We start from the raw sequence: 20966 nt of genomic DNA on the forward strand, positions 1-20966 counted from the left end.
ATCATGGTACGAGAATTCAAACTCCCCGACGTGGGCGAGGGCGTCGCAGAGGGCGAAATCGTCAGTTGGCTGGTCGAGGAGGGCGACACCGTCACCGAGGACCAAGCGGTCGCCGAGGTCGAGACCGACAAGGCTATCGTGGAGGTCCCGTCGCCGGTGAACGGCACGGTCCGGGAAATCATCCCCGAGGAGGGCGAAGTCGTCGAGGTCGGGTCGGTCATCATCACCTTCGACGTGGAGGGCGAACCGGTCGAAGAGGGCCAGACCGAGGGCGAAGCCCGGAGGGCCGCGGAGTCCGACGCCGGGACCGCCCCAGAGTCCGAGGCGTCGGGCGAAGCCGAGCAGGCGACGACGCAGGGCGACGCGACCGAGGAGACGGTCGCCGAGGAGGTTTCGACCGGCGAGGGACGCGTGTTCGCCGCGCCGAGCGCCCGCCGCGTCGCCCGCGAACTCGGCGTGGACATCGCCGCCGTCGAGGGCACCGGACCGAGCGGTCGCGTGACCGAGCAGGACGTGCGGCAGGCTGCAGAGTCCGGCGGCGAAGCGTCCGGCGATGCGACCGACGAGGCGCCCGCCGAGGCCGAGGCGCCGACCGGCGAGGTCGGAGCGACCCGCGAGCAGGACGCTCAGCCGACGACCGCGACCGCTGGCGCGACCGGCGGTCCCGCCCCGGAGGCGGCCGACCGCGAGCGGACGCTCGCCGCGCCCGCGACCCGGCGAATCGCCGACGAGCAGGGCGTAGACCTGAACGCGGTCCCGGCGACCGAACAGCGCGACGGCGAGGCGTTCGTCACCAGCGAGGCCGTGATGCAGTACGCCGAGGCCCAGCGACAGGCCCAGCAGGCGCAGGCCGAAACCGCGGCCGCGACGCCCGAGGGCGAGCGAGTCGAGCGCATCCAGTACAAGGGCGTTCGCAAGACCATCGGCGACGCGATGTCGCAGTCGAAGTACACCGCGCCCCACGTCACGCACCACGACACCGCCGTCGTCGAGGAACTCGTGAACACCCGCGAGCGACTCAAGCCGAAGGCCGAAGAACAGGGAATCCGGCTGACCTACATGCCGTTCGTGATGAAGGCCGTAGTCGCCGCGCTCAAGCAGCATCCCAAACTGAACGCCGAACTCGACGAGGAGGCCGGCGAAATCCTCCGGAAGAACTACTACAACGTCGGCGTGGCGACCGCGACCGACGCCGGACTGATGGTGCCGGTCGTCGACGACGTGGACGGCAAGGGCCTGCTCCAGATATCCAGCGAGGTCAACGAAGTGGTCCAGAAGGCCCGCGACCGCTCCATCTCCCGGGACGAGTTGCAGGGTTCGACGTTCAGCGTCACCAACTTCGGCGCCATCGGCGGCGAGTACGCGACGCCCATCCTCAACTACCCCGAGGCGGCCATCCTCGGCATCGGCGAACTGAAACAGCGCCCGGTCGTCGAGGAGGGCGAGGTCGTGGCCAAGCACACCCTGCCCATCTCGCTGTCCATCGACCACCGCATCGTGGACGGTGCCGACGCGGCGGCGTTCGCCAACACGTTCATCGAGTACGTCGAGAACCCCGAACTCCTGCTGCTGGAGTAGGGTCTCGACGCTCGTCTTCGTCCCCGCTCTCTTCGCTCTCGCTCGAACTGAGAAACTGATATACATCTCCTCGCATACTGGCAAATATGACCGAAGTCACCCTGCGCGACGTGGAGGCCGCGCGCGAGCGGTTCGACGAGTCCGTCGTCCAGCGCACCGAAATCGAGCGGAGTCGGTCGCTGAGCGAGATGACCGGCGCGGCGGTCCACCTCAAGATGGAACACCTCCAGCGCACCGGGTCGTTCAAGACGCGGGGCGCGTACAACAAACTCCAGCAGGTCGCATCGCGCGGCGGTACCGAACGCGTCGTCGCCGCCAGCGCGGGCAACCACGCGCAGGGCGTCGCGCTGGCCGCGACCGAGACCGGCGTGGACTCGACCATCGTGATGCCCGAGAACGCGCCGCAGGCGAAGGTCGAGGCCACCCGCGGGTACGGCGCGGACGTGGAGTTGCGCGGCGAGGACTTCCGGGCCGCGATGGAGTACGCCCAATCGCTGACCGAGGCCGACGACACCGAGTTCGTCCACGCCTACGACGACCCGGCCATCGTCGCGGGACAGGGAACCATCGGCATCGAAATCCACGAGCAAATGCCCGACGCGGACACCGTGGTCGTTCCCATCGGCGGCGGGGGTCTCGTCGGCGGCGTCAGCGCCGCGCTGGCGGAACTCGACCCGAGCGTCCGCGTCGTCGGCGTGCAGGCCGAACAGGCCGCGACGGTTCCCGAGAGCCTCGACAAGGGCATCCCGACCTCCATCGACTCCCCGTCGACCATCGCGGACGGTATCGCCACGGGCGGCATCTCGGAGTTGACGCTCGGTCTCATCGAGGAACACGTGGACGAGGTCGTCACCGTCACGGACGACGAAATCGCTCGCGCGGAACTCATCCTGCTCGAACGCGCCAAGCAACTGGTCGAGGCGGCGGGCGCTTCCTCCGTCGCCGCGGTCCTCTCCGAGGACCTCGACGTGTCGGGCGAGACGGTCGTTCCCGTCCTCTCGGGCGGCAACATCGACATCTCGATGCTCCAGACCGTCCTCACGCAGGCGCTGACCGAGCGGAGCCAACTGATGCGCCTCCGGGTTCGCATCGAGGACGAACCCGGCGAGATGACCCAACTCTCGGGCATCATCGCCGACACCGGCGCGAACATCCGGACGGTCCGCCACGACCGCGCGGTGGACGACCTGCGCGTGGGCGAGGCGTATCTGGTCTTTCAGGTCGTCACGAGCGGGACGGGCCACGCCGAGAAGATAATCGAGGAGGTCAGGGACGCCGGCTACGAGGTCGAACGAGTGGCGTGACCGACCTCGCCGAAGCGTCGACGAATCCTGTCGGCGAACCTATTACTCCCTCCGCGTCGTAGGCCTGCGCATGCCGTTTCGACTGACCGAGGACCAGCGAGCGCTCCGCGAGGAGGTCCGCGAGTTCGCCGAGTCCGAGATTCGTCCGCGCGCCATCGAACTCGACCGAAACGAGGAGTACCCCGGCGACATCTTGGCCGAACTCGGCGACCGGGGGTACGCGGGCATCACGCTCCCAGCGGAGTACGGCGGCCGCGGCGAGGGACTGGTCGAACTAGTCGTTCTCACCGAGGAACTTGCGGCGGCAATGATGACCGTCGCCAGCGCGCTGGCGCTCAATCTGGGCGTCGCGACAGTAATCGAACGGTTCGGGACCGACGCCCAGCGCGAGGAGTACCTACCCGAGATGGCGACCTTCGACACGGTGGGCGCGCTGGGCCTCAGCGAGGCGAACGCCGGGTCTGACAAACTGGCGATGGAGACGACGGCCGAGAAAGACGGCGACGAGTGGGTCATCGACGGGCACAAGCAGTGGGTCACCAACTTCCAGCACGCCGACGTCGTCCTCACCTACGCGAAGACTGGTCCCGACGCCGACGCGCCCCACAACATCAGCGCGTTCCTCGTCCCGACCGAGGAGTTCGAGGTCGAGGCGGTGTGGGAGACCCTCGGCGCGCGTAACGTGAAGTCGCCCCGAGTTCGGTTGTCGGACGTGCGCGTACCCGCCGAAAACCTCGTCGGTGAGGAGGGCGAGGCGTACGTCCAGCGCGGCGAGGTCCACACCGGCGTGAACGTCCCGGCCCGCGGGGTCGGCATCGCTCGGGCCGCGCTCGAAGACGCGACAGCTTACACCGCCGAGCGCGAGCAGTTCGACCGGTCCATCGGGGAGTTTCAGGGCGTCCGGTGGAACGTGGCGGAGATGGCCCAGCGCGCCGACGCGGCCCGCCTGCTGACGCTCCGGGCCGCCGACCGCGCCGACCGCGGCGAAAACGTACGTCGGGAGTTCGCCGCGGCGAAGGTCCGCGCGACGGAGGCCGCCGTCGAGAACGCGAACGACGCGATGCAACTCCACGGAGGGAAGGGGTACACGACCGACCACCACGTCGAGCGCTACCTCCGGGACGCCCGACTCTTGACCGTCGCCGGAGGACCGAACGAACTCCACCGCAATTCGCTGGCCGACGCGGTGTACACGGACTTCGAGTGAAACGTTACCAACCCGATCTCGCCGCAAAATCCACCTGATTTTTCACCACCAAGCCCGACTTACCGGACATATGGTCGTCGGAGACATCTCGACGGGAACGGACGTGTTGGTAATCGGTGCGGGACCGGGCGGCTACGTCGCCGCGATTCGCGCGGGGCAACTGGACTTGGACGTGACCCTCGTGGAGAAAGACGCCTACGGCGGGACCTGCCTGAACTACGGCTGTATCCCCTCGAAGGCGATGATTACGGCCTCGGACCTCGCCCACGAGGCGGGCCACGCCGAGGAGATGGGCATCTACGCCGACCCCGAGGTGGAGATGGACGAGATGGTCGGCTGGAAGGACGGCGTCGTGGACCAACTGACCGGGGGCGTCGAGAAACTCGCCAAGGCCAACGGCGTCGAACTGATGGAGGGCCGCGCGGAGTTCGCCGGCGAGGACAAGGCCCGCATCGTCCACGGCGGCGAGGGCCAAGGCTCCGAGACTGTCGAGTTCGAACACGCCATCGTTTCGACCGGAAGTCGTCCCATCGAGGTGCCGGGCTTCGACTTCGGCGACGACCCGGTGCTGGACTCCCGGCAGGCGCTCGCGCTGGACGAGGTGCCCGAGAGCCTCGTCATCGTCGGCGCGGGCTACATCGGGATGGAACTCGCGGGCGTCTTCGCCAAGTTGGGTACCGACGTGACCGTGGTCGAGATGCTCGACTCGGTCCTGCCGGGCTACGAGGACGACCTCGCGCGCCCCGTCAAGAAGAAGGCCGAGGAACTGGGCATCGACTTCCACTTCGGCGAGGCCGCCAGCGGGTGGGAGGAGTCGGGCGGCGGCATCACCGTCAGGACCGAGAACGAGGACGGCGAAGTCTCTGAGTTCGGCGCGGAGAAGGTGCTGGTCGCGGTCGGCCGCGAACCCGTCACCGACACGCTCGAACTCGACAACGCGGGCGTCGAGACCGACGAGGACGGGTTCATCCCGACCGACGACCGCGCGCGGACGAACGTGGAGCACATCCACGCCATCGGCGACGTGACGGGCGAACCCATGCTCGCCCACGTGGCCAGCAAGGAGGGGCAGGTCGCCGCGGAGGTCATCGCGGGCGAACCCTCGGCGCTCGACTATCAGGCGGTCCCCGCGGCGGTGTTCACCGACCCCGAAATCGGCACGGTCGGCATGACCGAGGCGGAGGCCGAGGAGCAGGGCTTCGAACCGGCCGTCGGCGAATTCCCGTTCAACGCCTCGGGTCGCGCGCTCACGACGGGCCACGCCGAGGGCTTCGTCCGCATCGTCGCCGACGAACCCAGCGGCTTCCTGTTGGGTGCCCAAATCGTCGGGCCGGAGGCCTCCGAACTCATCGCCGAGATGGGTCTGGCCATCGAGATGGGCGCGACGCTGGAGGACGTGGCCGCGACGATTCACACCCACCCGACGCTCAGCGAGGCCGTGATGGAGGCCGCCGAGAACGCGCTGGGGCACGCGATTCACACGTTGAACCGGTAACTCGACGCGCGCCGAACGGGTAGCGAGTCCTTTTTCCACTTTCTCGGAGTGAGTCCGCGAGAGCGACGGCGACCGGAGCGTAGCGAACAATTATGTTGATTGGTAACGAACACCACAGTATGTCCCACGGAAGAACCGGCGGGCTGTCCCCCTTCGAGCGACTCCGGGCGCGCTTCGAACAACAGGACCTCGTCTGCCCGAAGTGCGGGTACGACGACGAGGACGGGCGGTGGCTCGCTGCGACCGGCGGTAATCGGATTCGGTACCGCCACCTCTGTCCCAGTTGCGGCCACGTCCGACGGCGGACGTTCGAACTCGGCGGGGAGTGACCTCGACCCGGTGCAGTAGGCGTCCGAGCGGCGAGCGACGCCGCTATTTCAGATTCGCAACTGAGTAGCTTTATCCGGTGGGAGCGGGCTCTCGGTGACATGGGACCGTCCGGCTCCGAAGCGCCGCCCGAGAACGAACACGGTTGGGAAGTCGTCGAGAACATCGCGGTGGACGAACCGGAGCACACCGCGAAGAACACCATCTACCGGTGGGTAGACACCGAGGCCGAGGTGGTGTTGTACTACTTCACGGGCGCACAGAAGGGCGGGCTGACGGCGGTTCCGCTGGATGAGACGGCGCTAGGCGAGGAGTAGCGGGCGTGAACCGTCGTTCGGCTTATCTCTCTCGTCACCAGCTCCATTTGCGGAAGTGAGGATTCTGTAGAGAGAAGCGTGCTACTGCCGGTATAAAGGAGTCTATCGTCCCGAACGGCGACGGCAGACCACGTCCTGCCCGACCGGTTCCGCTCTTCGGCCTTCGGCCCGCGTTGCTCGTCTCGCGCGCGGTGGCCGCGGCGCACCGGCGCCGCGTCCGCACGCGCCGACCGCCGTGGAAAGTGACGTGTGGCTTCTTCGAAGAACGATAGAGAATCCTAAAGGACCTCTACACACGTCTCTAGCAAACAAAAATCTATGCTAAGTTGCGTTCACTCCGTCCATCGAGAAAATCTGTCACACCCGACGCCCTTTTAGTCGCTACCGCGAAACGAGTGGCATATGCAAGCAGTCACGCTCGGTCCCGAGGGGACCTACTCGCACCGCGCCGCCAGCGCAGTCGCCGACGAGGTGGAGTTCCGCGAGTCCGTCACCGCCATCGTAGAGGCCGTCGCGGACGGCGAGTTCGAGCGCGGAGTCGTCCCCATCGAGAACAGCATCGAGGGGAGCGTCACCGAGACGCTCGACGCGCTGACCGACCGCGAAGTCGCCGCGGTCCGGGAAATTGTCACTCCGATTCGCCACGCGCTCCTCGCCCAGCGCGACGACTTCTCGGTCGTCGCCAGCCACTCCCAAGCGCTGGCGCAGTGCCGAAGCTACCTCGAAGCCGAGTACCCCGACGCCGACCTCGAAGCGGTCGCCAGCACCGCCCGCGGCGTCGAACACGCCCGCGAGAACCCCGACGTGGCGGGCATCGGCCACCCGGACAACGCGAGCGGCGACGACGACCTCCGGGTCGTCGCGGAGGGGATTCAGGACCGCAACTCGAACGCGACCCGCTTTTTCGTCATCGCGCCGGTCGCCGAACAGTCGGAGGCGGGCGGCAAGTCCTCGCTGGTGGTCTACCCGAACGCCAACTACCCGGGTCTGCTGCTCGAACTGCTCGAACCCTTCGCCGACCGGGACGTCAACCTCACGCGGGTCGAGTCGCGCCCGAGCGGCGAGCGACTGGGCGACTACGTGTTCCACATCGACTTCGCGGCCGGTCTCTACGAGGAGCGCGCACAGGAGGCCATCGCGGACGTGGAGGACATCGCGGAGAACGGGTGGGTCCGGCGACTCGGGTCGTACGACACCGAACACGTGGTCTACTGAGGTGGACCCGACTCCCGCCGACCGACCGCTCGCCGACTATTCGCCGACCTCCCACCGACCTCCCACCGACCTCCCACCGACCTCCCACCGACCTCCCACCGACCTCCCACCGACCTCCCACCGACCTCCCACCGACCTCCCACCGACCTCCCACCGACCTCCCACCGACCTCCCACCGACCTCCCACCGACCTCCCACCGACCTCCCACCGACCTCCCACCGACCTCCCACCGACCGACCACCCGCCGACCACCCTCGGACCGGCCTCCCGGTCTGAATTTTTAAGACCCAACGCGTCGGACACCCAACGGGCGACCGGCGCCCGGGGGAAACTATGGCAGGACGAAAGAATCCGTTCGAGGACTTAGAAGAGATGATAGAACGCATGAGCCGCCAGTTCGAGCAGTCGATGGGCGGCGGCGCGATGGAGCAGTTGAGCGGCAGCGGCGCGTCCGTCGACGTGGCCGACCACGGCGACGAGTTCGTCGTCACCGCCGACTTGCCCGGCTATCAGAAGGAGGACATCGACGTGACGCTCCGGGGCGACCACCTCCAGATTCGGGCCGAGACCCAACAGGAGACCGAGGACAGCGACGACGAGGACGGCCAGTACATCCGGAAGGAGCGACGCCACCGGTCGGTGAACCGCTCGGTGACGTTCCCCGAAGAGGTGGACGAGGAGAACGTCTCCGCCCAGTACCGGAACGGCGTGCTGACGGTGACGCTCCAGAAGCTGACCGCGGGCGACGGGGACTCCCACAGCATCGACATCGAGTAGGCCCGACTCTCTCGGTCGCTACCAAGCGCAAACACCTTGCCGTCGCGCCCGTAATCTGGGTCCATGACGCTCGAAACGGGCGCGGACGCGCCGACGGTCGAAGCGACGAACCAGCGCGGCGAGACCATCGAACTCGACTTCTCTGAACCGACGGTGCTGTACTTCTACCCCCGCGACGACACGCCGGGGTGTACCACCGAGGCCGAGCAGTTCGACGCCGAACTGGAGAGCTACCACGACGCCGGCGTCTCGGTCTTCGGCGTCTCGACCGACGACGTCGAGAGCCACGAGGAGTTCGCCGAGAAGTACGACCTCCGATTCGACCTACTGGCCGACCCCGAGGCCGAAATCGCCGACGCCTTCGGCGTGGACGCCTCGCGCGGGTCCGCTCCCCGCACGACCTTCGTCCTCGCCGACGGCGAGGTGAAGGCGGTCTACGAGGGCGTGGACCCCGACGGGCACGCCCGCGACGTTCTGAGCGACATGCTCGACGACGAGTTAGTCGCGCTGGAGTAGCCGAAGCACAACCGCGACCGAACGCGGCGGCGAGCGGGTCGCGCTCGCCGACACCGTTTTTCGCCGGGCCGACGAGCAACCCGTATGGTCGATTCGCCGGGGCCTCCGGAGTCCGCCGAGTCGCTCGCCGCGCCGCCGACCGAACCGACGCTCGCCGCCAAACTGGTCGGCGGGTTCCAGTGGGCGATAACCGGAGCGTACGTCTTCTTCCTCGGCGTTTTGGCGACCGGCTGGTACCTCCACGCCACCCGAACCCCGGTCTCGCTCGACCTCTCGCGGGCGTTCGCCGTCTCCGCCGCCGCGGCGTTCGCCGCGGGCTACCTGTGGGTCCGGTCCCGGCCGTCCGCGCCCGCCGCGCACGACCGGCGAATCGAAGTCGTCGTCACGCTGCTGGTTCTGGGATTCCTGCTCCCGTTCGGAGTGCCCCGACTCTTCGACCTGCTCGGGATCGAACTCGGCGTTCCGCTCGCCGGGTTCGGGGTGGCCTACGCGCTGACGCTCACGCTCTCGTACGGACTCGTGTACGGTCTCGGATTCAGGTTCTTCCTCGGCCCGCACCGGTCCGAGCGGTCGGAGTTCCGGGAGTGACTCGGGGTCGGAGCAGCGACGCGACTCCGGCGGGCCGACGTGTTGTTCGCGGCTCGACCTTCGAGACAACTAACACGTCCGGGGCCTGTCGCTCGCCGACTGCCCGGCGAGAGGGAGGCGGCCGAAATCGTGTCATCGTTCGCGACGCGGGAGCGAGAGCGTTACTCGGCGACGTTCTAGAACATAATTAAAAATCATTAATAACTCGCCCGGCGTAGCCTCTCGCATGGCCTCAGAGACCATCAAGCACGGCGTAAATCTGGAAGAGTACGGCGCGTTCGTCGAGAACATGACCGAGAACCCCGAAGACGCGATGCTCCGACTCGGCGCGAGCGGCGTCGCGGAGGGACGTGCGATGCACACGCTGGCGAAACTCGACGCGTACAGTTTCGGAGGCGAGGAGATTCGGCGCGAGACCCGCGAGTACACCTTCCCACTCGGCGCGCACAAGGAAGTGGAAGCCGACGCGGGGTTCGTGGACCCCACCGACCGGCCGGAACCCGTTGAGGTCGCGCTGGCCGGCCTCACTGGCTGTATCAACGCCACCGTCGGTATCGTGGCGATGGAGAACGACATCGACCTCGACGGCCTCGAAACGACGGTCGGCCTCGACCTCGACCCGCGGGTCCTGTTCGGCGTTCGCGGCGTCGAGCGGTCGGACGAGACCTACGACGACTTCACCATCGACATCGAAGTCAGCGGTCCCGGACTCACCGACGAGGACGCCGAGACGCTCCGAGAGGGCGCGCGTCGCTCCCCGGTGTTCAACCTGCTGTCGGGGTCCCACGAGATGACGCCCGAGGTACACCTCAAGGACGCGCGACCGGCGTAGTGTGGCCGAGCGGTCCCATTTTCCGCGGTCTAACCCCGAAATCCTGAATATCCAATAGTTCTACCGTCGGCCAGCGAAGCCGACGACCTGCTGTGACGGCGGTCGGCCGGGCCGCCACAAACGCTTATCGCTCCGGGCGTCGATAGGTCACTGTATGAGTTCTGGGGGTTCCGACGAAACCGAAGACGAAGGAGTGGTGCCGGCGCCGGTCCGGAAGGTCGTGCGGACGGTCACGCCGTCCTACCGCGGGCGACCCGACACCGAGATGACGACCATCGGAATCGCGTACGGTCTGGGACTGGTCGTCCTACTGATTCCGCTCCTGCCGTTCATCGTGGTCGTCTGGGTGGTCTCGAAAATCACGGGCTTTCTCGCCCGAAAAGCGCCGACGGACCGGGTTCGCTGACCGGCGACGGATCCGGTCCGTCGGGGAGGGTCCGCTCGGACCGCCGCGATACCTGCTTACTGCGTTCCGGTGCCGATGAGGTCGAAGGGGTAGCCGTTGTCGTTGTCGTCGGCGTGTTCGTAGACGACGTGGGCCGCGGCCACGTCCTGAATGGCGAGACCGGTGGAGTCGAACACCGTGATGCCGTCCTCGGAGGTCCGGCCCTCCAAGTCGCCGACGACGATGTCGCCGACTTCGCCGTAGATGTCGTCGTCTGTCAGGACGCCCTCGTGGTACGGGACGTTGATTTCGCCCGAGTGGGTGGTCTGGGCGTGGTCGTCGATGACCAGTTTGGCGTCGAGCAGAATCTCGTCGGCGAGTTCGTGCTTGCCCTCGGCGTCCGCGCCCATCGCGTTGACGTGGGTGTGGTCGCCGATGTCCTCGCGGGAGACGATGGGGTCCTCGACCGGTGTCACCGTCGAGAGCACGTCGCACTGGGCGGCCTCGGCGATGGACCCGGCCCGGACCTCGAAGTCGTCCTCGAAGTACTCGATGAAGTCGGCGACTCGCTCCTCGTCCAAGTCGCTGACGACGACCTCTTCGATGGGTCGGACCTCCGAGATGGCCTCCAGTTGCGTGTACGACTGGACGCCGGCACCGATGACGCCCATCGTCGTCGCGTCCTCGACCGCGAGGTGGTCGGTAGCGACCGCGGCGGCCGCGCCCGTCCGCTTCATGGTCAGTTCGGTCCCGTCCATGATGGCGAGCGGGAAGGCGTTCTCGGGGTTCGAGTAGACCATCGTGCCCATCACGGTCGGCAGGTCGAAGCTCTCGGGGTTGTCCGGGTGGACGTTGACCCACTTGATTCCGGCCGCGTCCCAGTCGTCGGCCTCCAGATAGGCGGGCATCGACCGGAAGTCCCCGTTGTACTGCGGCAGGTCGATGTAGGACTTGGCGGGCATCTGGGCGTCGCCGCGGGCGTACGCGGCGAACGCGTCCTCGACTGCCCGGATGACCTCCGCCATCTGAGTGTTCGCGTCTACGGCGTCCCGATTCAATAAGAGTGTTTCCATACTCGCAAGATTCCGAGCGCCGGCACTTAGTTCATTCTGAAACGGCCGAACGGGGACCGAGGAGGGGTTCGACGTCGGCTTCCGGGCCGAATATTTTCCGCCGTCCGAATCGCCAGTAGGGGCAGGCCAAGTGCCCCGGGTCGTTCGGACGACCTTCGGTCTTCCTTGATGGTGAGAACCACTTCACCCCGAGGTGATTCACCGAAAGAATTATCGAAGAGATGAATAACAGTCAGGCGATGGAGCGACGACGATTGCTCGCGCTCGGAGCGACTGCAGTCACGTCCGGCTGTTTGCGTCTCTCCGGCGGGGAGGTGACGGAAACGAGGACCGAGACAGCTACTGGGCCAGACGTGACTATCACGTCGGTCAGCCTCCCGGACACGATGAGGCCCGGAAGGGAGTACACCGCGAGAACCACCCTCCGGAACACGGCCGACGCGGCCAGAATGGTGACGGTCACGTACCAGTTCGAAGGGCAGAAGACGCTCTTCAGCGACGTGAGAGTACCGGCGGGCGGGAGCAAAACCACGTCGTACGCTATCAGTCCCGTCATCGTGGAAACGTCGTACGGCAGTGACATCGACGTGGGCACGTACACTCACGGCATTCGGCTGTCGAACGGCGGTCGTGAAACCGCGAGTGTCAGCGTAAAGAGTAGCGACATCTTCCCCGAGAAGCTCTCAGTGGGGTCACTGGAGGCGCCTACGAGCGTTCCGCTCGACGAGAAGTTCACCGTAGCGACGACGGTGTCGAACGCCGCTTCGCAGGCCGCTATCCAGCGGGTCGAATACCGGTTCGAGGGGAAACTGGTGTTCTCCCGGAACGGCGTCCGAATCGAACCGAACGGCGAGACGCGGGTGGGGTTCGGACCGTCCGTCGACGACATCGAGACGACGCTCGGCCACGACCTCTCGCCGGGCACGTACAGTCACGAACTGGTCGTGCCCGACGTCGGACGCGCGTCGGGACGCGTCGAACTCACCGAAGGCGGGTTGTTGTAACGCGGTCTCCGCTGGTCGGTGATACTGACCGGCACGCGCGAAAAGAGGTTAGATGAAAGCAGTTCGACCGACGTACGGGGTCGGGAGTTACGCCGCTGCGTCGGCGGGCGAATCGGTAGGCGTCAGGCGATAGTGCGTGCGCCTGTGTTTACATTGCGCCGCCCATGCCGCCCATGCCGCCCATGCCGCCAGCGCCGCCGGGTCCGCCGGCCTCGTCGTCACCCTTGTCGGTGGAGAGGTCGCCGGCGGAGATGATGTCGTCGATTTTGAGCACGAGGTTCGCGGCCTCGGTGGCACTGGAGACAGCCTGCTCCTTGGCGTGAGCGGGTTCGACGACGCCCGCGTCGAGCGTGTCGACCACGTCGCCGCTGTGGACGTTCAGGCCGGCGCGCTCGTCGTCGGACTCGTGGGCCGAGCGCAGGTCGACGAGCGTGTCGATGGAGTCCAGTCCGGCGTTCTCGGCGAGGACGCGCGGGACGAGTTCCAGCGAGTCGGCGAACGCCTCGACGGCCAACTGCTCGCGGCCGGAGACGGAGTCGGCGTAGTCGCGGAGGCGGCTGGCGATTTCGACTTCGATGGCGCCGCCGCCGGCGACGACGCGACCGTCCGAGACGGTCTGGGCGACGACGTCGAGAGCGTCGGTGACGCCGCGCTCCAGTTCGTCGACCACGTGGTCGGTCGAACCGCGGAGCAGGAGGGTGACGCCGTGACTGTCCTCTCCTTCGACGTAGAACAGTTCGTCGCCCTCGTCGCGGGTCACGTCGCCCTTGCCGAGGTCGTCGGCGGTTGCGCTGTCGAGGTCCGAGACGACGCTCGCGCCGAGGACTTCCTTGAGGAAGCCGATGTCGCTCTTCTTGACGCGGCGGACAGCGAGGATGCCTTCCTTCGCGAGGTAGTGCTGGGCCATGTCGTCGATGCCCTTCTGACAGAAGACGACGTCAGCGCCGGTCTCGACGATCTTGTCGACCTTCTGCTTGAGCTGTTCCTCTTCCTGGTCGAGGAAGCTCTGGAGCTGGTCGGGGTCCTCGATGTTGACGCTGGTGTCGACGTCGGTCTCCTCGATTTCGACCGCCTCGTTGAGCAGGAGAACGTCGGCGTTCTCGGCGCTCTTGGGCATGTTGTCGTGGACGGGGTCCTTGCTGATGACCGCGCCCTTGAGGAGCTCGGACTCGCCGGCCGAGCGGCCGGTCTGGGTCTCGGTCTTGACGTATTCGAGGTCGACCGTGCCGTCGACGGTGACCTGCTGGACCGCGTCGACGATAATCTGGGAGAGCGCCTCCTTGTTGAGTTCCGCGCCCTTGCCGGTCATGGAGGTCTCGGCGACCTTGCGGAGGAGGTCCTCGTCGCCGGGGTCGACGCTCTCGGCGACGTTGTTGATCTCCTCGCGGGCCTTCTCGCTGGCGAGGTGGAAGCCTTTGATGATTGCAGTCGGGTGAATGTCCTGTTCGAGGAGTTCCTCGGCGTTCTTGAGGAGTTCGCCCGTCACCGCGACGGCGGTCGTGGTGCCGTCACCCGCTTCGTCCTCTTGGGTTTCGGCGACCTCGATGATCATCTCGGCCGTCGGGTTGTCGATGTCCATCTCCTTGAGGATGGTCACGCCGTCGTTCGTGATGGTCACGTCGCCCATCGAGTCGACGAGCATCTTGTCCATCCCTTTGGGTCCGAGTGTCGAGCGGACCGCGTCCGCCACGGCGCGGGCGGCGGAGATGTTGTGTTCCTGCGCGTCCTTGTCCTTGACGCGCTGGGACTCGTCGGACATTACGATCATCGGCTGGCCTTGCATTCGCTGTCCTCGCTGACTCATAGTACACCCATTGATTGATTGTGATTCTATATAAATCTTTTCTTCCCTGTTATTTGGTAACGTGACGAACTGGCCTGTTCCGGGGCAGGAAATCGCTCGGAAGAAACTCGGTACCGCGCGATACTCTGGGAATTCTTCGCACGGAAACGCCGCCGTTCGGGGCGAGTTCAAGGGCGGGATTTATATGCAAACGCCTGCGTTGGGCGTTATGTTTCGGTGTTCGGTGGCCCCATACGAAGTAGGACGTGACGGAGAGTAGGGGAAAATCTATACAGTTGATGGACATCTTCCGGGTATGGACTGGGAGTTCCTCGCACACTACGGTGGCAAGTACACGGTACTGGCCGGCGGCGGGACGGTCACGGTCGCCTATCTCCTCCCGCGGCCGTTCGGTCCCTACGCGCTCATCGGAGCTATCGCCGTCGGGATGCTCCTCATCGGCAGGGCCGCCCTCGACGGGGGCGGCGGCGCGCCGATGTCCGGCGGGAGCCCGGCCGGGTCAGCCCACGCCCTGAGCGAGGGCAGCGACGGGATTTTCGCACCGCGCGAGTCCGACGACCCGCTCGGTGTCGCGCCGCTGTTCTACGCCATCGGACTGGTCGGATTCGGTATCGCGGCGCTCTCGACTCTCCTCTGAGACTGACCGTCCGAGTACACGCGACGCTCGCGGCATCGTTCGTAGGAGAAAACGCCAGGACAGGGATTTGAACCCTGAATCCCGTAAGGGAACACGCTTTCCAGGCGTGCGCCTTACCGTTCGGCCATCCTGGCTCGTGTGAAAGTTGTCCCGTCCCGCGTTTAAAGCCTTCCCTTTGCGTCGATTGGGCGGCCGAGCGGCCTATCCGAACAGTCTTCCCTCGGCCAGATACGACAGGCCGGCCGCGCCGACGCCGACGGCAAGCGCCACGCTCCCTTTGACCGCCAGCGAGTAGCGATACCCCGTGACGAGTTCGTACCCCTGCACGGCGACCAGAAAGGCCAGCAGACCGACGACCCCCCAGAGGAGACTCGCCTTCACCCGGGGCCGAACCGGGCCCAACTCCAGCGTCACGCTACTCGCTGGTGGCGATGGCCTCGATTTCCACGCCGACGCCCTTCGGGAGGTTGCCCGCCTCGACCGCACTCCGGGCGGGCGGATTGTCCTGGAAGTACTCCTTGTAGGCGTCGTTCATCTCGTCGAAGTCCTCGATGTCGTCGAGGAACACCGTGACTTTCAGCACGTCCTGCATCGTCAGGCCCTCCTCTTCGAGGATGGCCTTGACGTTCTCGAGACTCTGGCGGGTCTGGACTGCAATCTCCTCGTCGTCCAGCAGGTCGCCGTCGGGCGTCATCGGAATCTGGCCCGCGGTGAACACCATGTCGCCGTTGGTCGTCGCTTGACTGTACGCGCCGACCGCCTCGGGCGCGTCCTGCGTGCTGATGATTCGCTTCATACCGGTTTCTTCGCGCCCTGCAACTTAAACTTAGGCAAGCGAGTCCTACGCCAGCACCTCCACGTCGAACCCCTCCTCGCGGAGCGCCGAGAGCAGGGACTCGACGTGGTCCGGGCCGCGGGTTTCGAGGTCCAGTTCGACCTCCGCGGCGTTCATCGCGATGTCGCGGGAGGTCCGGTCGTGCTGGATGCCGTAGATGTTCGCCTGTCGCTCGGAGATGACGTCGATGAGGTCGTCGAGCGCACCCGGTCGGTCCTTCAGGACCGTCCGGACTTTGACGTACCGTCCGGTCTCGACCAGTCCGCGCATAACGACCGTCGTGAGGGTATTCATGTCGATGTTACCGCCAGAGAGGACGGGGACGACGATCTCGTCCTCGTCGTACTCGATGGCACCCGACAGCAGCGCCGCCAGCGCCACCGCGCCAGCGCCCTCCACGAGCGTCTTCGCGCGTTCGAGCAGGTGCGTGACCGCCACGGCGATTTCGGAGTCCGAGACCGTGACGACCTCGTCCACGCGTTCGTCGATGACCTCGAACGTCTTCCCGCCGACGCTCCGGGTGGCGATGCCGTCCGCGATGGTGTCCACCGAGGAGAGCGTGTGGACCTCGCCTTTCCGGAGCGACTGGGCCGCACTCGACGCGCCCTCGGCCTGCACGCCGACGACTCTGGCCTCGGGTTTCTGCTCTTTGATGGCAGTCGCGATGCCCGCGATTAGCCCGCCGCCGCCGATGGGGACGACCACGGTGTCCAGTTCCGGGAGGTCTTCGACGATTTCGAGACCGATGGTTCCCTGTCCGGCCATCACCATCTCGTCGTCGAAGGCGTGGACGTAGGTCCGGCCCTGCTCTCGTTCTATCTCGTGGGCCCTCTCGGACGCCTCGTCGTAGTCGTCGCCGTGGAGGACGACCGTCGCGCCGTAGTCGCGAGTCGCCTTTATCTTCGAGATGGGCGCGTTCTCGGGCATCACGATGGTCGAGTCCACGCCGGTCTTGGTCGCGGCCAGCGCGACGCCCTGCGCGTGGTTGCCCGCGCTGGCGGTGACGACACCTGCGGCCTTCTCCTCGTCGGTGAGCGTCTCGATGCGGTTGGTCGCGCCCCGGATTTTGAACGACCCGGTGCGCTGGAACGTCTCCAGTTTCAGGTGGACCTCCGCGCCGGTCATGTCCGAGAACGTGTGAGAGTAGTCGAGCGGCGTCCGCCGGGCGGTCTCTTCGACCCGGACCCGCGCGTCGAGAACGTCCGAGAGGTCTATCATGGCGTAATCTACTCTCGGCGTCTCTTTAACGCTTTTTCACTACGATTTCGACCCGACGGGACCGAATACGCCGAAACTGCCGACAGTCACGACTACCGGGGTGGGAACAGGGGGAAAGGGGGAAATGGGCGCGAAGCGTGTGACGCGCAGTTGATTCGTGTCACGGCACACACTTAAAGCCCCGGTGGACGGAGTGAAAGTGAAAAACGCAAGATGGCAACGGTTTACCCCGAACGTCTGACGGGCGGCACACGCAATTGTCAGACGTAAAGCTGACGGCCGTTTGCTCACTCGCGGGAGCGAACGACGACCTCGTTCTCGCGGACGAAGCGTCGAACTCGCTCGGGAAACGACCCGGTTCCGGGCCACTCCGCGTCGGCACCGAGAGCCACCGGGTCGCCGACGTAGACGTCGACCTCCGGGTCGCTCTCTGAAGCGTCTCGCGGAACTGATACTCGGACGTACAGTCCGCTCTCGACCCCTTCGTACGCGTCTATCGCTTCGATTTCCTCCGTGCGGAGGACGCGCCCGGACACCGTTCCGCCCGGCGCGAGCGTAGGGTACCTCCCATCGACGCGGTGGAGACCGTGGAGGGTCGCCTCGCCGAGAAACTCGTACGTCGAGACGACGCTGGCGACTCGCTCCGGGTCGGTCAGCGTCCCATAGACGAACAACTGTTTGCTGCACTCGGTCACTCGCGTTACTCGTTCCCTCGTTTGCAAAACGTTGATGAAAAGCCTGCTCTCCTCCCTCCGCTTCGCTCCGGTCGTCGCTTGGCCCGCTCGCTCAGTGCGTTCGCTCGCAGTCGGCCGGAGGACCTGTGGCGACCCCCTCGCTCTTCCGATACACTCAAACCGCCACCGGCGGACGAAAAACGCATGGCCGAGTCCGTCCGCGCTCGCGTGTTGGCGGTCTGGCGGCGCGTCCTCTCGCTCTCGTGGCCCATCATGGCCGAGCAGACGCTCCGGACGCTGATGCGGACGACCGACATCGTGGTGACGGGCCTGTTCTCGCCCGCCGCGGTCGCGGCGATCGGACTCGCCGACCTGTTCGCCAGACTCCCGCTCAGAATCGGTCTCGGTCTCGGAAGCGGAGCCATCGCGCTGTCGAGTCAGGACACCGGCGCATCGAAGACGCGCCGAGTCTCAGACGACGAGGGCGTCGGAGACGCGGAGAGCGACGCTACCGCGAATCGCAACGAGGCCATCACGCAGGCTATCGTCATCGGAATTCTGGCCGGAGTTCCCTTCGTTCTCTTCGGCCTGTTCGCGGGCGAGGCGGCCATCGCCGCGCTCGGGGCGCCGCCGGACGTCGCCGAGATGGGCGGTACCTACCTCGCGGTCATCTTCGTCACCGCACCCGCCCGCCACGTCGCGCTCATCGCCGCGCGTTCGCTACAGGGGACCGGCGACACCCGGACGCCGATGTACGTCAACGTCGTCTCCAACCTGTTCAACATCCTCGGGACCGTCGCGCTCGGCCTCGGAGTCGGTCCGGTCCCGCGACTCGAAATCCTCGGCGTCGGCATCGCCACCGCGTTCGGAAACCTGCTCACCGCGGTCGCACTCCTCGCGGCCATCCGCGGTCCGTGGGCCGCCGCCTCGTTCGCCCGGCCCACCGACCCCACCATCGCCAAGCAACTGCTGGAGGTCAGCGCGCCCAGAATCGCGGAGGGCCTCGCGGCCACCGTCGCGGAGTTCCCCTTCAACGCCATCCTGCTCGCGTTCGGCACCGAGGTCAACGCCGCCTACCAGATCGGCAGGCGGATGCACCAACAGGTCACGAGTCCTCTCTCGCGGGGCTACCATGTCGCCGCCAGCGTCATTGTCGGGCAGTCGCTCGGCGAAGGCCACCCGGACCGCGCCCGGTTCGAAGGGTGGGCGAGTTCGGCGCTCGGTCTCGTGACGGTCGGAACTATCGGCATCCTGCTGTTCTTCGGTGCAGAGTGGTTCGTCCGCCTGTTCACCGACGACCCCGCGACCCTCGAATACGCCGCGGACTTCGCCCGCGTCTACGGTCTCGTCTCGCCGTTCCTCGTCCTCTACGTCGTCCTCTCGGGGGCCTTGCAGGGCGGGAGCGACACCCGGACGCCCTTCGTCGCCCGCACCACGGGAATGTTCGGCTTCATGGTCGGCTTCTCGTGGCTGTTCGGCGTCTACCTCGGGTTCGGCGTCGAGGGGGTCTACGCGGGCATCTTCCTGTACTTCGTCTGGGCGCTTCTCGTGGTCGCGGCCGGGTTCCGCTGGGGCGGGTGGGCCGGGAAGGCGGCCGCGATGATGGAGGAGCGGGGGAGCGTCGAAGAAGCGTCGTGAAGAACACCTGATTCGCTCTGGAATACCGGGGTTAGACGACTCGAAACCCGAAAGAAAAGGAAGCGACCGTTACGACTCTACCGCTCGTCGATGGGAACCCACTCTTCCTGCTTCGACCCGGTGTACTTCGCTCGGGGCCGAATCAGGCGGTCGTCCGCAACCTTTTGCTACGCTCGTCACTCGCTTCGCTCGCTCCTTCGCTGGCAAAAGGTTGATCAAAAGCCGTCGGTCGTCCCGGTGGTCCTCCCTCGGCCTGCTCGCTCACGTCGTTCGCTCGCAGTACGATTACCCGAGGTTTACCGCTCGTCGATGGGAACCCACTCTTCCTGCTTCGACCCGGTGTACTTCGCTCGGGGCCGAATCAAGCGGTTGTCCTCGTACTGCTCCAACACGTGGCCGATCCAGCCACCGACGCGCGACATGGCGAAGATGGGAGTGTAGAGGTCGATGGGGATGCCCATCTGGTAGTAGGTCGAGGCCGAGTAGAAGTCCACGTTCGGCGCGAGACCCTTCTCGTTCTGCATGTACTCCTCGATGGCGACCGACATCTCGTACCACTTGGTGTCGCCCGCGGCCTCGCCCAACTCCTCGCTCTTCTCGCCGAGAATCTTCGCGCGGGGGTCCTTGACGTTGTAGACGCGGTGGCCGAAGCCCATGATGCGCTCGCCGCGGTCGAGGGCGTCGTCGACCCACGTCTTGGCGTCCTTGCCGCTCTCGTCCAGTTCCTTCAGCATCTTCATGACGTTCGCGTTCGCGCCGCCGTGGAGCGGTCCGGCGAGGGTGCCGACCGCGCTCGTGATGGCGCTGTGGAGGTCCGAGAGCGTCGAGGACGTGACCATCGAGGAGAACGTCGAGGCGTTCAGGCCGTGGTCTGCGTGGAGGACCAGCGCCATGTCGAACGTCTCGGCCAGCACCTCGTCGGGTTCCTCGTCGTTGAGCATGTAGAGGAAGTTCTCGGCGTGGCCGAGGTCCTCGCGGGGTCCGACCGGGTCGTCGCCGTCGCGGATGCGCTTGAACGCCGCGACGACGGTCGGAATCTTCGCCGTGATGCGCCGTCCCTTCCGGAGGTTGACCTCGCGGTCGGTCGGGTCGGCATCGGAGTCGTCGGGGTCGTTGGCCGAGAGCATCGACACCGCGGTCCGGAGCGCGGCCATCGGTTCCTCGTCGGCCTCGGCGAGCTTTCGCACCGTGTCCAGCACGTCCTCGTCGAGTTCTCGCTCGGCGGCCATCGAGGCCGAGAACTCGTCGAGTTCGTCCCGTGTCGGGAGTTCGCCGTGCCAGAGCAGGTAGAGGACCTCCTCGTAGCTCGCGTTCTGCGCGAGGTCCTCGATTTCGTACCCGCGGTAGATGAGGCGACCTTCGTCGCCGTTGATGAAGCTAAGTCCTGACTCTGCGACGACGACGCCCTCTAACCCTTTCTTGACCTCTTCTGACATGCGTTGAACTTCTCGGCATGACCGGAAAAGCATTATCTTTCCTTTCTCTTTCGGACCGTTCCCATCCAACGCGTACCGACCAACGTTTTTATCGGGAGACGTACA

The 20966-nt window shown here is 66.1% G+C and carries 22 protein-coding genes and 1 tRNA gene; 15 read left to right on the plus strand and 8 right to left on the minus strand.

Annotated features, from left to right (window positions below; translation table 11 throughout):
• Nucleotides 1-3: 3 nt before the first annotated feature.
• From M0R89_RS06770 to M0R89_RS06825, 12 genes are all read left to right on the plus strand, one after another.
• Nucleotides 4-1578 carry a dihydrolipoamide acetyltransferase family protein gene (locus M0R89_RS06770; RefSeq protein ID WP_248651793.1) on the plus strand — a complete coding sequence of 525 codons (1575 nt, stop codon included), beginning with the start codon at nt 4-6 and terminating at the stop codon, nt 1576-1578.
• Between the two features lie 86 nt (nt 1579-1664).
• A complete protein-coding gene (gene ilvA / locus M0R89_RS06775; RefSeq protein ID WP_248651794.1) occupies nt 1665-2882 on the plus strand; it encodes a threonine ammonia-lyase in 1218 nt (405 codons plus the stop codon).
• 70 nt (nt 2883-2952) lie between these two features.
• A complete protein-coding gene (locus M0R89_RS06780; protein ID WP_248651795.1) occupies nt 2953-4089 on the plus strand; it encodes an acyl-CoA dehydrogenase family protein in 1137 nt (378 codons plus the stop codon).
• A gap of 70 nt (nt 4090-4159) precedes the next feature.
• Nucleotides 4160-5584, plus strand: coding sequence for a dihydrolipoyl dehydrogenase (gene lpdA, locus M0R89_RS06785; RefSeq protein WP_248651796.1), 1425 nt, complete (start codon nt 4160-4162; stop codon nt 5582-5584).
• 119 nt (nt 5585-5703) lie between these two features.
• A complete protein-coding gene (locus M0R89_RS06790) occupies nt 5704-5913 on the plus strand; it encodes an HVO_0649 family zinc finger protein (RefSeq protein WP_248651797.1) in 210 nt (69 codons plus the stop codon).
• A 99-nt stretch (nt 5914-6012) separates the two neighbouring features.
• Nucleotides 6013-6228 carry a hypothetical protein gene (locus M0R89_RS06795; protein WP_248651798.1) on the plus strand — a complete coding sequence of 72 codons (216 nt, stop codon included), beginning with the start codon at nt 6013-6015 and terminating at the stop codon, nt 6226-6228.
• Nucleotides 6229-6630: 402 nt separating this feature from the next.
• Nucleotides 6631-7443 (plus strand): prephenate dehydratase, encoded by an 813-nt coding sequence (gene pheA, locus M0R89_RS06800; protein WP_248651799.1) that lies wholly within the window; start codon nt 6631-6633, stop codon nt 7441-7443.
• A 334-nt stretch (nt 7444-7777) separates the two neighbouring features.
• Nucleotides 7778-8221 (plus strand): Hsp20/alpha crystallin family protein, encoded by a 444-nt coding sequence (locus tag M0R89_RS06805; protein ID WP_248651800.1) that lies wholly within the window; start codon nt 7778-7780, stop codon nt 8219-8221.
• 63 nt (nt 8222-8284) lie between these two features.
• Complete coding sequence (locus tag M0R89_RS06810) at nt 8285-8737, plus strand: peroxiredoxin (RefSeq protein WP_248651801.1); 453 nt, start codon at nt 8285-8287, stop codon at nt 8735-8737.
• An 84-nt stretch (nt 8738-8821) separates the two neighbouring features.
• The gene (locus M0R89_RS06815; protein ID WP_248651802.1) at nt 8822-9325 is read left to right on the plus strand and encodes a hypothetical protein; all 504 of its coding nucleotides are present in this window, start codon (nt 8822-8824) and stop codon (nt 9323-9325) included.
• Between the two features lie 226 nt (nt 9326-9551).
• Nucleotides 9552-10157: an OsmC family protein gene (locus M0R89_RS06820; protein ID WP_248651803.1), complete on the plus strand. Its 606-nt coding sequence runs from the start codon at nt 9552-9554 to the stop codon at nt 10155-10157.
• A 154-nt stretch (nt 10158-10311) separates the two neighbouring features.
• A complete protein-coding gene (locus M0R89_RS06825; protein ID WP_248651804.1) occupies nt 10312-10563 on the plus strand; it encodes a DUF7535 family protein in 252 nt (83 codons plus the stop codon).
• Between the two features lie 56 nt (nt 10564-10619).
• On the opposite strand, the gene M0R89_RS06830 is transcribed toward M0R89_RS06825, so the two are convergent.
• Nucleotides 10620-11615: an ornithine cyclodeaminase family protein gene (locus M0R89_RS06830; RefSeq protein WP_248651805.1), complete on the minus strand. Its 996-nt coding sequence runs from the start codon at nt 11613-11615 to the stop codon at nt 10620-10622.
• A gap of 239 nt (nt 11616-11854) precedes the next feature.
• Between M0R89_RS06830 and M0R89_RS06835 the strand changes: the two genes are divergently transcribed.
• Nucleotides 11855-12619, plus strand: coding sequence for a hypothetical protein (locus M0R89_RS06835; protein WP_248651806.1), 765 nt, complete (start codon nt 11855-11857; stop codon nt 12617-12619).
• Between the two features lie 148 nt (nt 12620-12767).
• Here M0R89_RS06835 and thsB read toward each other — a convergent pair whose 3' ends face one another.
• Nucleotides 12768-14423: a thermosome subunit beta gene (gene thsB, locus M0R89_RS06840; protein ID WP_368408859.1), complete on the minus strand. Its 1656-nt coding sequence runs from the start codon at nt 14421-14423 to the stop codon at nt 12768-12770.
• A gap of 295 nt (nt 14424-14718) precedes the next feature.
• Here thsB and M0R89_RS06845 point away from each other — a divergent pair, with 295 nt between their 5' ends.
• Complete coding sequence (locus M0R89_RS06845) at nt 14719-15060, plus strand: DUF8070 family membrane protein (RefSeq protein ID WP_248651807.1); 342 nt, start codon at nt 14719-14721, stop codon at nt 15058-15060.
• A 52-nt stretch (nt 15061-15112) separates the two neighbouring features.
• Here M0R89_RS06845 and M0R89_RS06850 read toward each other — a convergent pair.
• From M0R89_RS06850 to M0R89_RS06870, 5 genes are all read right to left on the minus strand, one after another.
• Nucleotides 15113-15194, minus strand: a tRNA-Ser gene (locus M0R89_RS06850).
• Nucleotides 15195-15261: 67 nt separating this feature from the next.
• Nucleotides 15262-15474 (minus strand): DUF7981 family protein, encoded by a 213-nt coding sequence (locus tag M0R89_RS06855; protein ID WP_248651808.1) that lies wholly within the window; start codon nt 15472-15474, stop codon nt 15262-15264.
• Between the two features lies 1 nt (nt 15475).
• Nucleotides 15476-15856, minus strand: coding sequence for a Rid family detoxifying hydrolase (locus M0R89_RS06860; RefSeq protein WP_248651809.1), 381 nt, complete (start codon nt 15854-15856; stop codon nt 15476-15478).
• A 45-nt stretch (nt 15857-15901) separates the two neighbouring features.
• Nucleotides 15902-17113, minus strand: coding sequence for a threonine ammonia-lyase (gene ilvA / locus M0R89_RS06865; RefSeq protein ID WP_248651810.1), 1212 nt, complete (start codon nt 17111-17113; stop codon nt 15902-15904).
• A gap of 287 nt (nt 17114-17400) precedes the next feature.
• Nucleotides 17401-17808, minus strand: coding sequence for a gamma-glutamylcyclotransferase family protein (locus M0R89_RS06870; RefSeq protein ID WP_248651811.1), 408 nt, complete (start codon nt 17806-17808; stop codon nt 17401-17403).
• Between the two features lie 252 nt (nt 17809-18060).
• Between M0R89_RS06870 and M0R89_RS06875 the strand changes: the two genes are divergently transcribed.
• On the plus strand, nt 18061-19425 hold the full coding sequence (locus M0R89_RS06875) for an MATE family efflux transporter (protein WP_368408865.1): 1365 nt from the start codon (nt 18061-18063) through the stop codon (nt 19423-19425).
• 296 nt (nt 19426-19721) lie between these two features.
• Here M0R89_RS06875 and citZ read toward each other — a convergent pair whose 3' ends face one another.
• Nucleotides 19722-20861 carry a citrate synthase gene (citZ, locus tag M0R89_RS06880; RefSeq protein ID WP_248651813.1) on the minus strand — a complete coding sequence of 380 codons (1140 nt, stop codon included), beginning with the start codon at nt 20859-20861 and terminating at the stop codon, nt 19722-19724.
• Between the last annotated feature and the right edge of the window lie 105 nt (nt 20862-20966).

The organism is Halorussus limi, assembly GCF_023238205.1.
GTDB classification, from domain to species: Archaea; Halobacteriota; Halobacteria; order Halobacteriales; family Haladaptataceae; genus Halorussus; species Halorussus limi.

What these genes read in the sequence shown, in the direction of transcription:
- M0R89_RS06770 (WP_248651793.1), top strand. Translation starts at nt 4, where the DNA reads ATGGTACGAGAATTCAAACTCCCCGACGTGGGCGAGGGCGTCGCAGAG.
- ilvA (WP_248651794.1), top strand. Translation starts at nt 1,665, where the DNA reads ATGACCGAAGTCACCCTGCGCGACGTGGAGGCCGCGCGCGAGCGGTTC.
- M0R89_RS06780 (WP_248651795.1), top strand. Translation starts at nt 2,953, where the DNA reads ATGCCGTTTCGACTGACCGAGGACCAGCGAGCGCTCCGCGAGGAGGTC.
- lpdA (WP_248651796.1), top strand. Translation starts at nt 4,160, where the DNA reads ATGGTCGTCGGAGACATCTCGACGGGAACGGACGTGTTGGTAATCGGT.
- M0R89_RS06790 (WP_248651797.1), top strand. Translation starts at nt 5,704, where the DNA reads ATGTCCCACGGAAGAACCGGCGGGCTGTCCCCCTTCGAGCGACTCCGG.
- M0R89_RS06795 (WP_248651798.1), top strand. Translation starts at nt 6,013, where the DNA reads ATGGGACCGTCCGGCTCCGAAGCGCCGCCCGAGAACGAACACGGTTGG.
- pheA (WP_248651799.1), top strand. Translation starts at nt 6,631, where the DNA reads ATGCAAGCAGTCACGCTCGGTCCCGAGGGGACCTACTCGCACCGCGCC.
- M0R89_RS06805 (WP_248651800.1), top strand. Translation starts at nt 7,778, where the DNA reads ATGGCAGGACGAAAGAATCCGTTCGAGGACTTAGAAGAGATGATAGAA.
- M0R89_RS06810 (WP_248651801.1), top strand. Translation starts at nt 8,285, where the DNA reads ATGACGCTCGAAACGGGCGCGGACGCGCCGACGGTCGAAGCGACGAAC.
- M0R89_RS06815 (WP_248651802.1), top strand. Translation starts at nt 8,822, where the DNA reads ATGGTCGATTCGCCGGGGCCTCCGGAGTCCGCCGAGTCGCTCGCCGCG.
- M0R89_RS06820 (WP_248651803.1), top strand. Translation starts at nt 9,552, where the DNA reads ATGGCCTCAGAGACCATCAAGCACGGCGTAAATCTGGAAGAGTACGGC.
- M0R89_RS06825 (WP_248651804.1), top strand. Translation starts at nt 10,312, where the DNA reads ATGAGTTCTGGGGGTTCCGACGAAACCGAAGACGAAGGAGTGGTGCCG.
- M0R89_RS06830 (WP_248651805.1), bottom strand. Translation starts at nt 11,615, where the DNA reads ATGGAAACACTCTTATTGAATCGGGACGCCGTAGACGCGAACACTCAG.
- M0R89_RS06835 (WP_248651806.1), top strand. Translation starts at nt 11,855, where the DNA reads ATGGAGCGACGACGATTGCTCGCGCTCGGAGCGACTGCAGTCACGTCC.
- thsB (WP_368408859.1), bottom strand. Translation starts at nt 14,423, where the DNA reads ATGAGTCAGCGAGGACAGCGAATGCAAGGCCAGCCGATGATCGTAATG.
- M0R89_RS06845 (WP_248651807.1), top strand. Translation starts at nt 14,719, where the DNA reads ATGGACTGGGAGTTCCTCGCACACTACGGTGGCAAGTACACGGTACTG.
- M0R89_RS06860 (WP_248651809.1), bottom strand. Translation starts at nt 15,856, where the DNA reads ATGAAGCGAATCATCAGCACGCAGGACGCGCCCGAGGCGGTCGGCGCG.
- ilvA (WP_248651810.1), bottom strand. Translation starts at nt 17,113, where the DNA reads ATGATAGACCTCTCGGACGTTCTCGACGCGCGGGTCCGGGTCGAAGAG.
- M0R89_RS06875 (WP_368408865.1), top strand. Translation starts at nt 18,061, where the DNA reads ATGGCCGAGCAGACGCTCCGGACGCTGATGCGGACGACCGACATCGTG.
- citZ (WP_248651813.1), bottom strand. Translation starts at nt 20,861, where the DNA reads ATGTCAGAAGAGGTCAAGAAAGGGTTAGAGGGCGTCGTCGTCGCAGAG.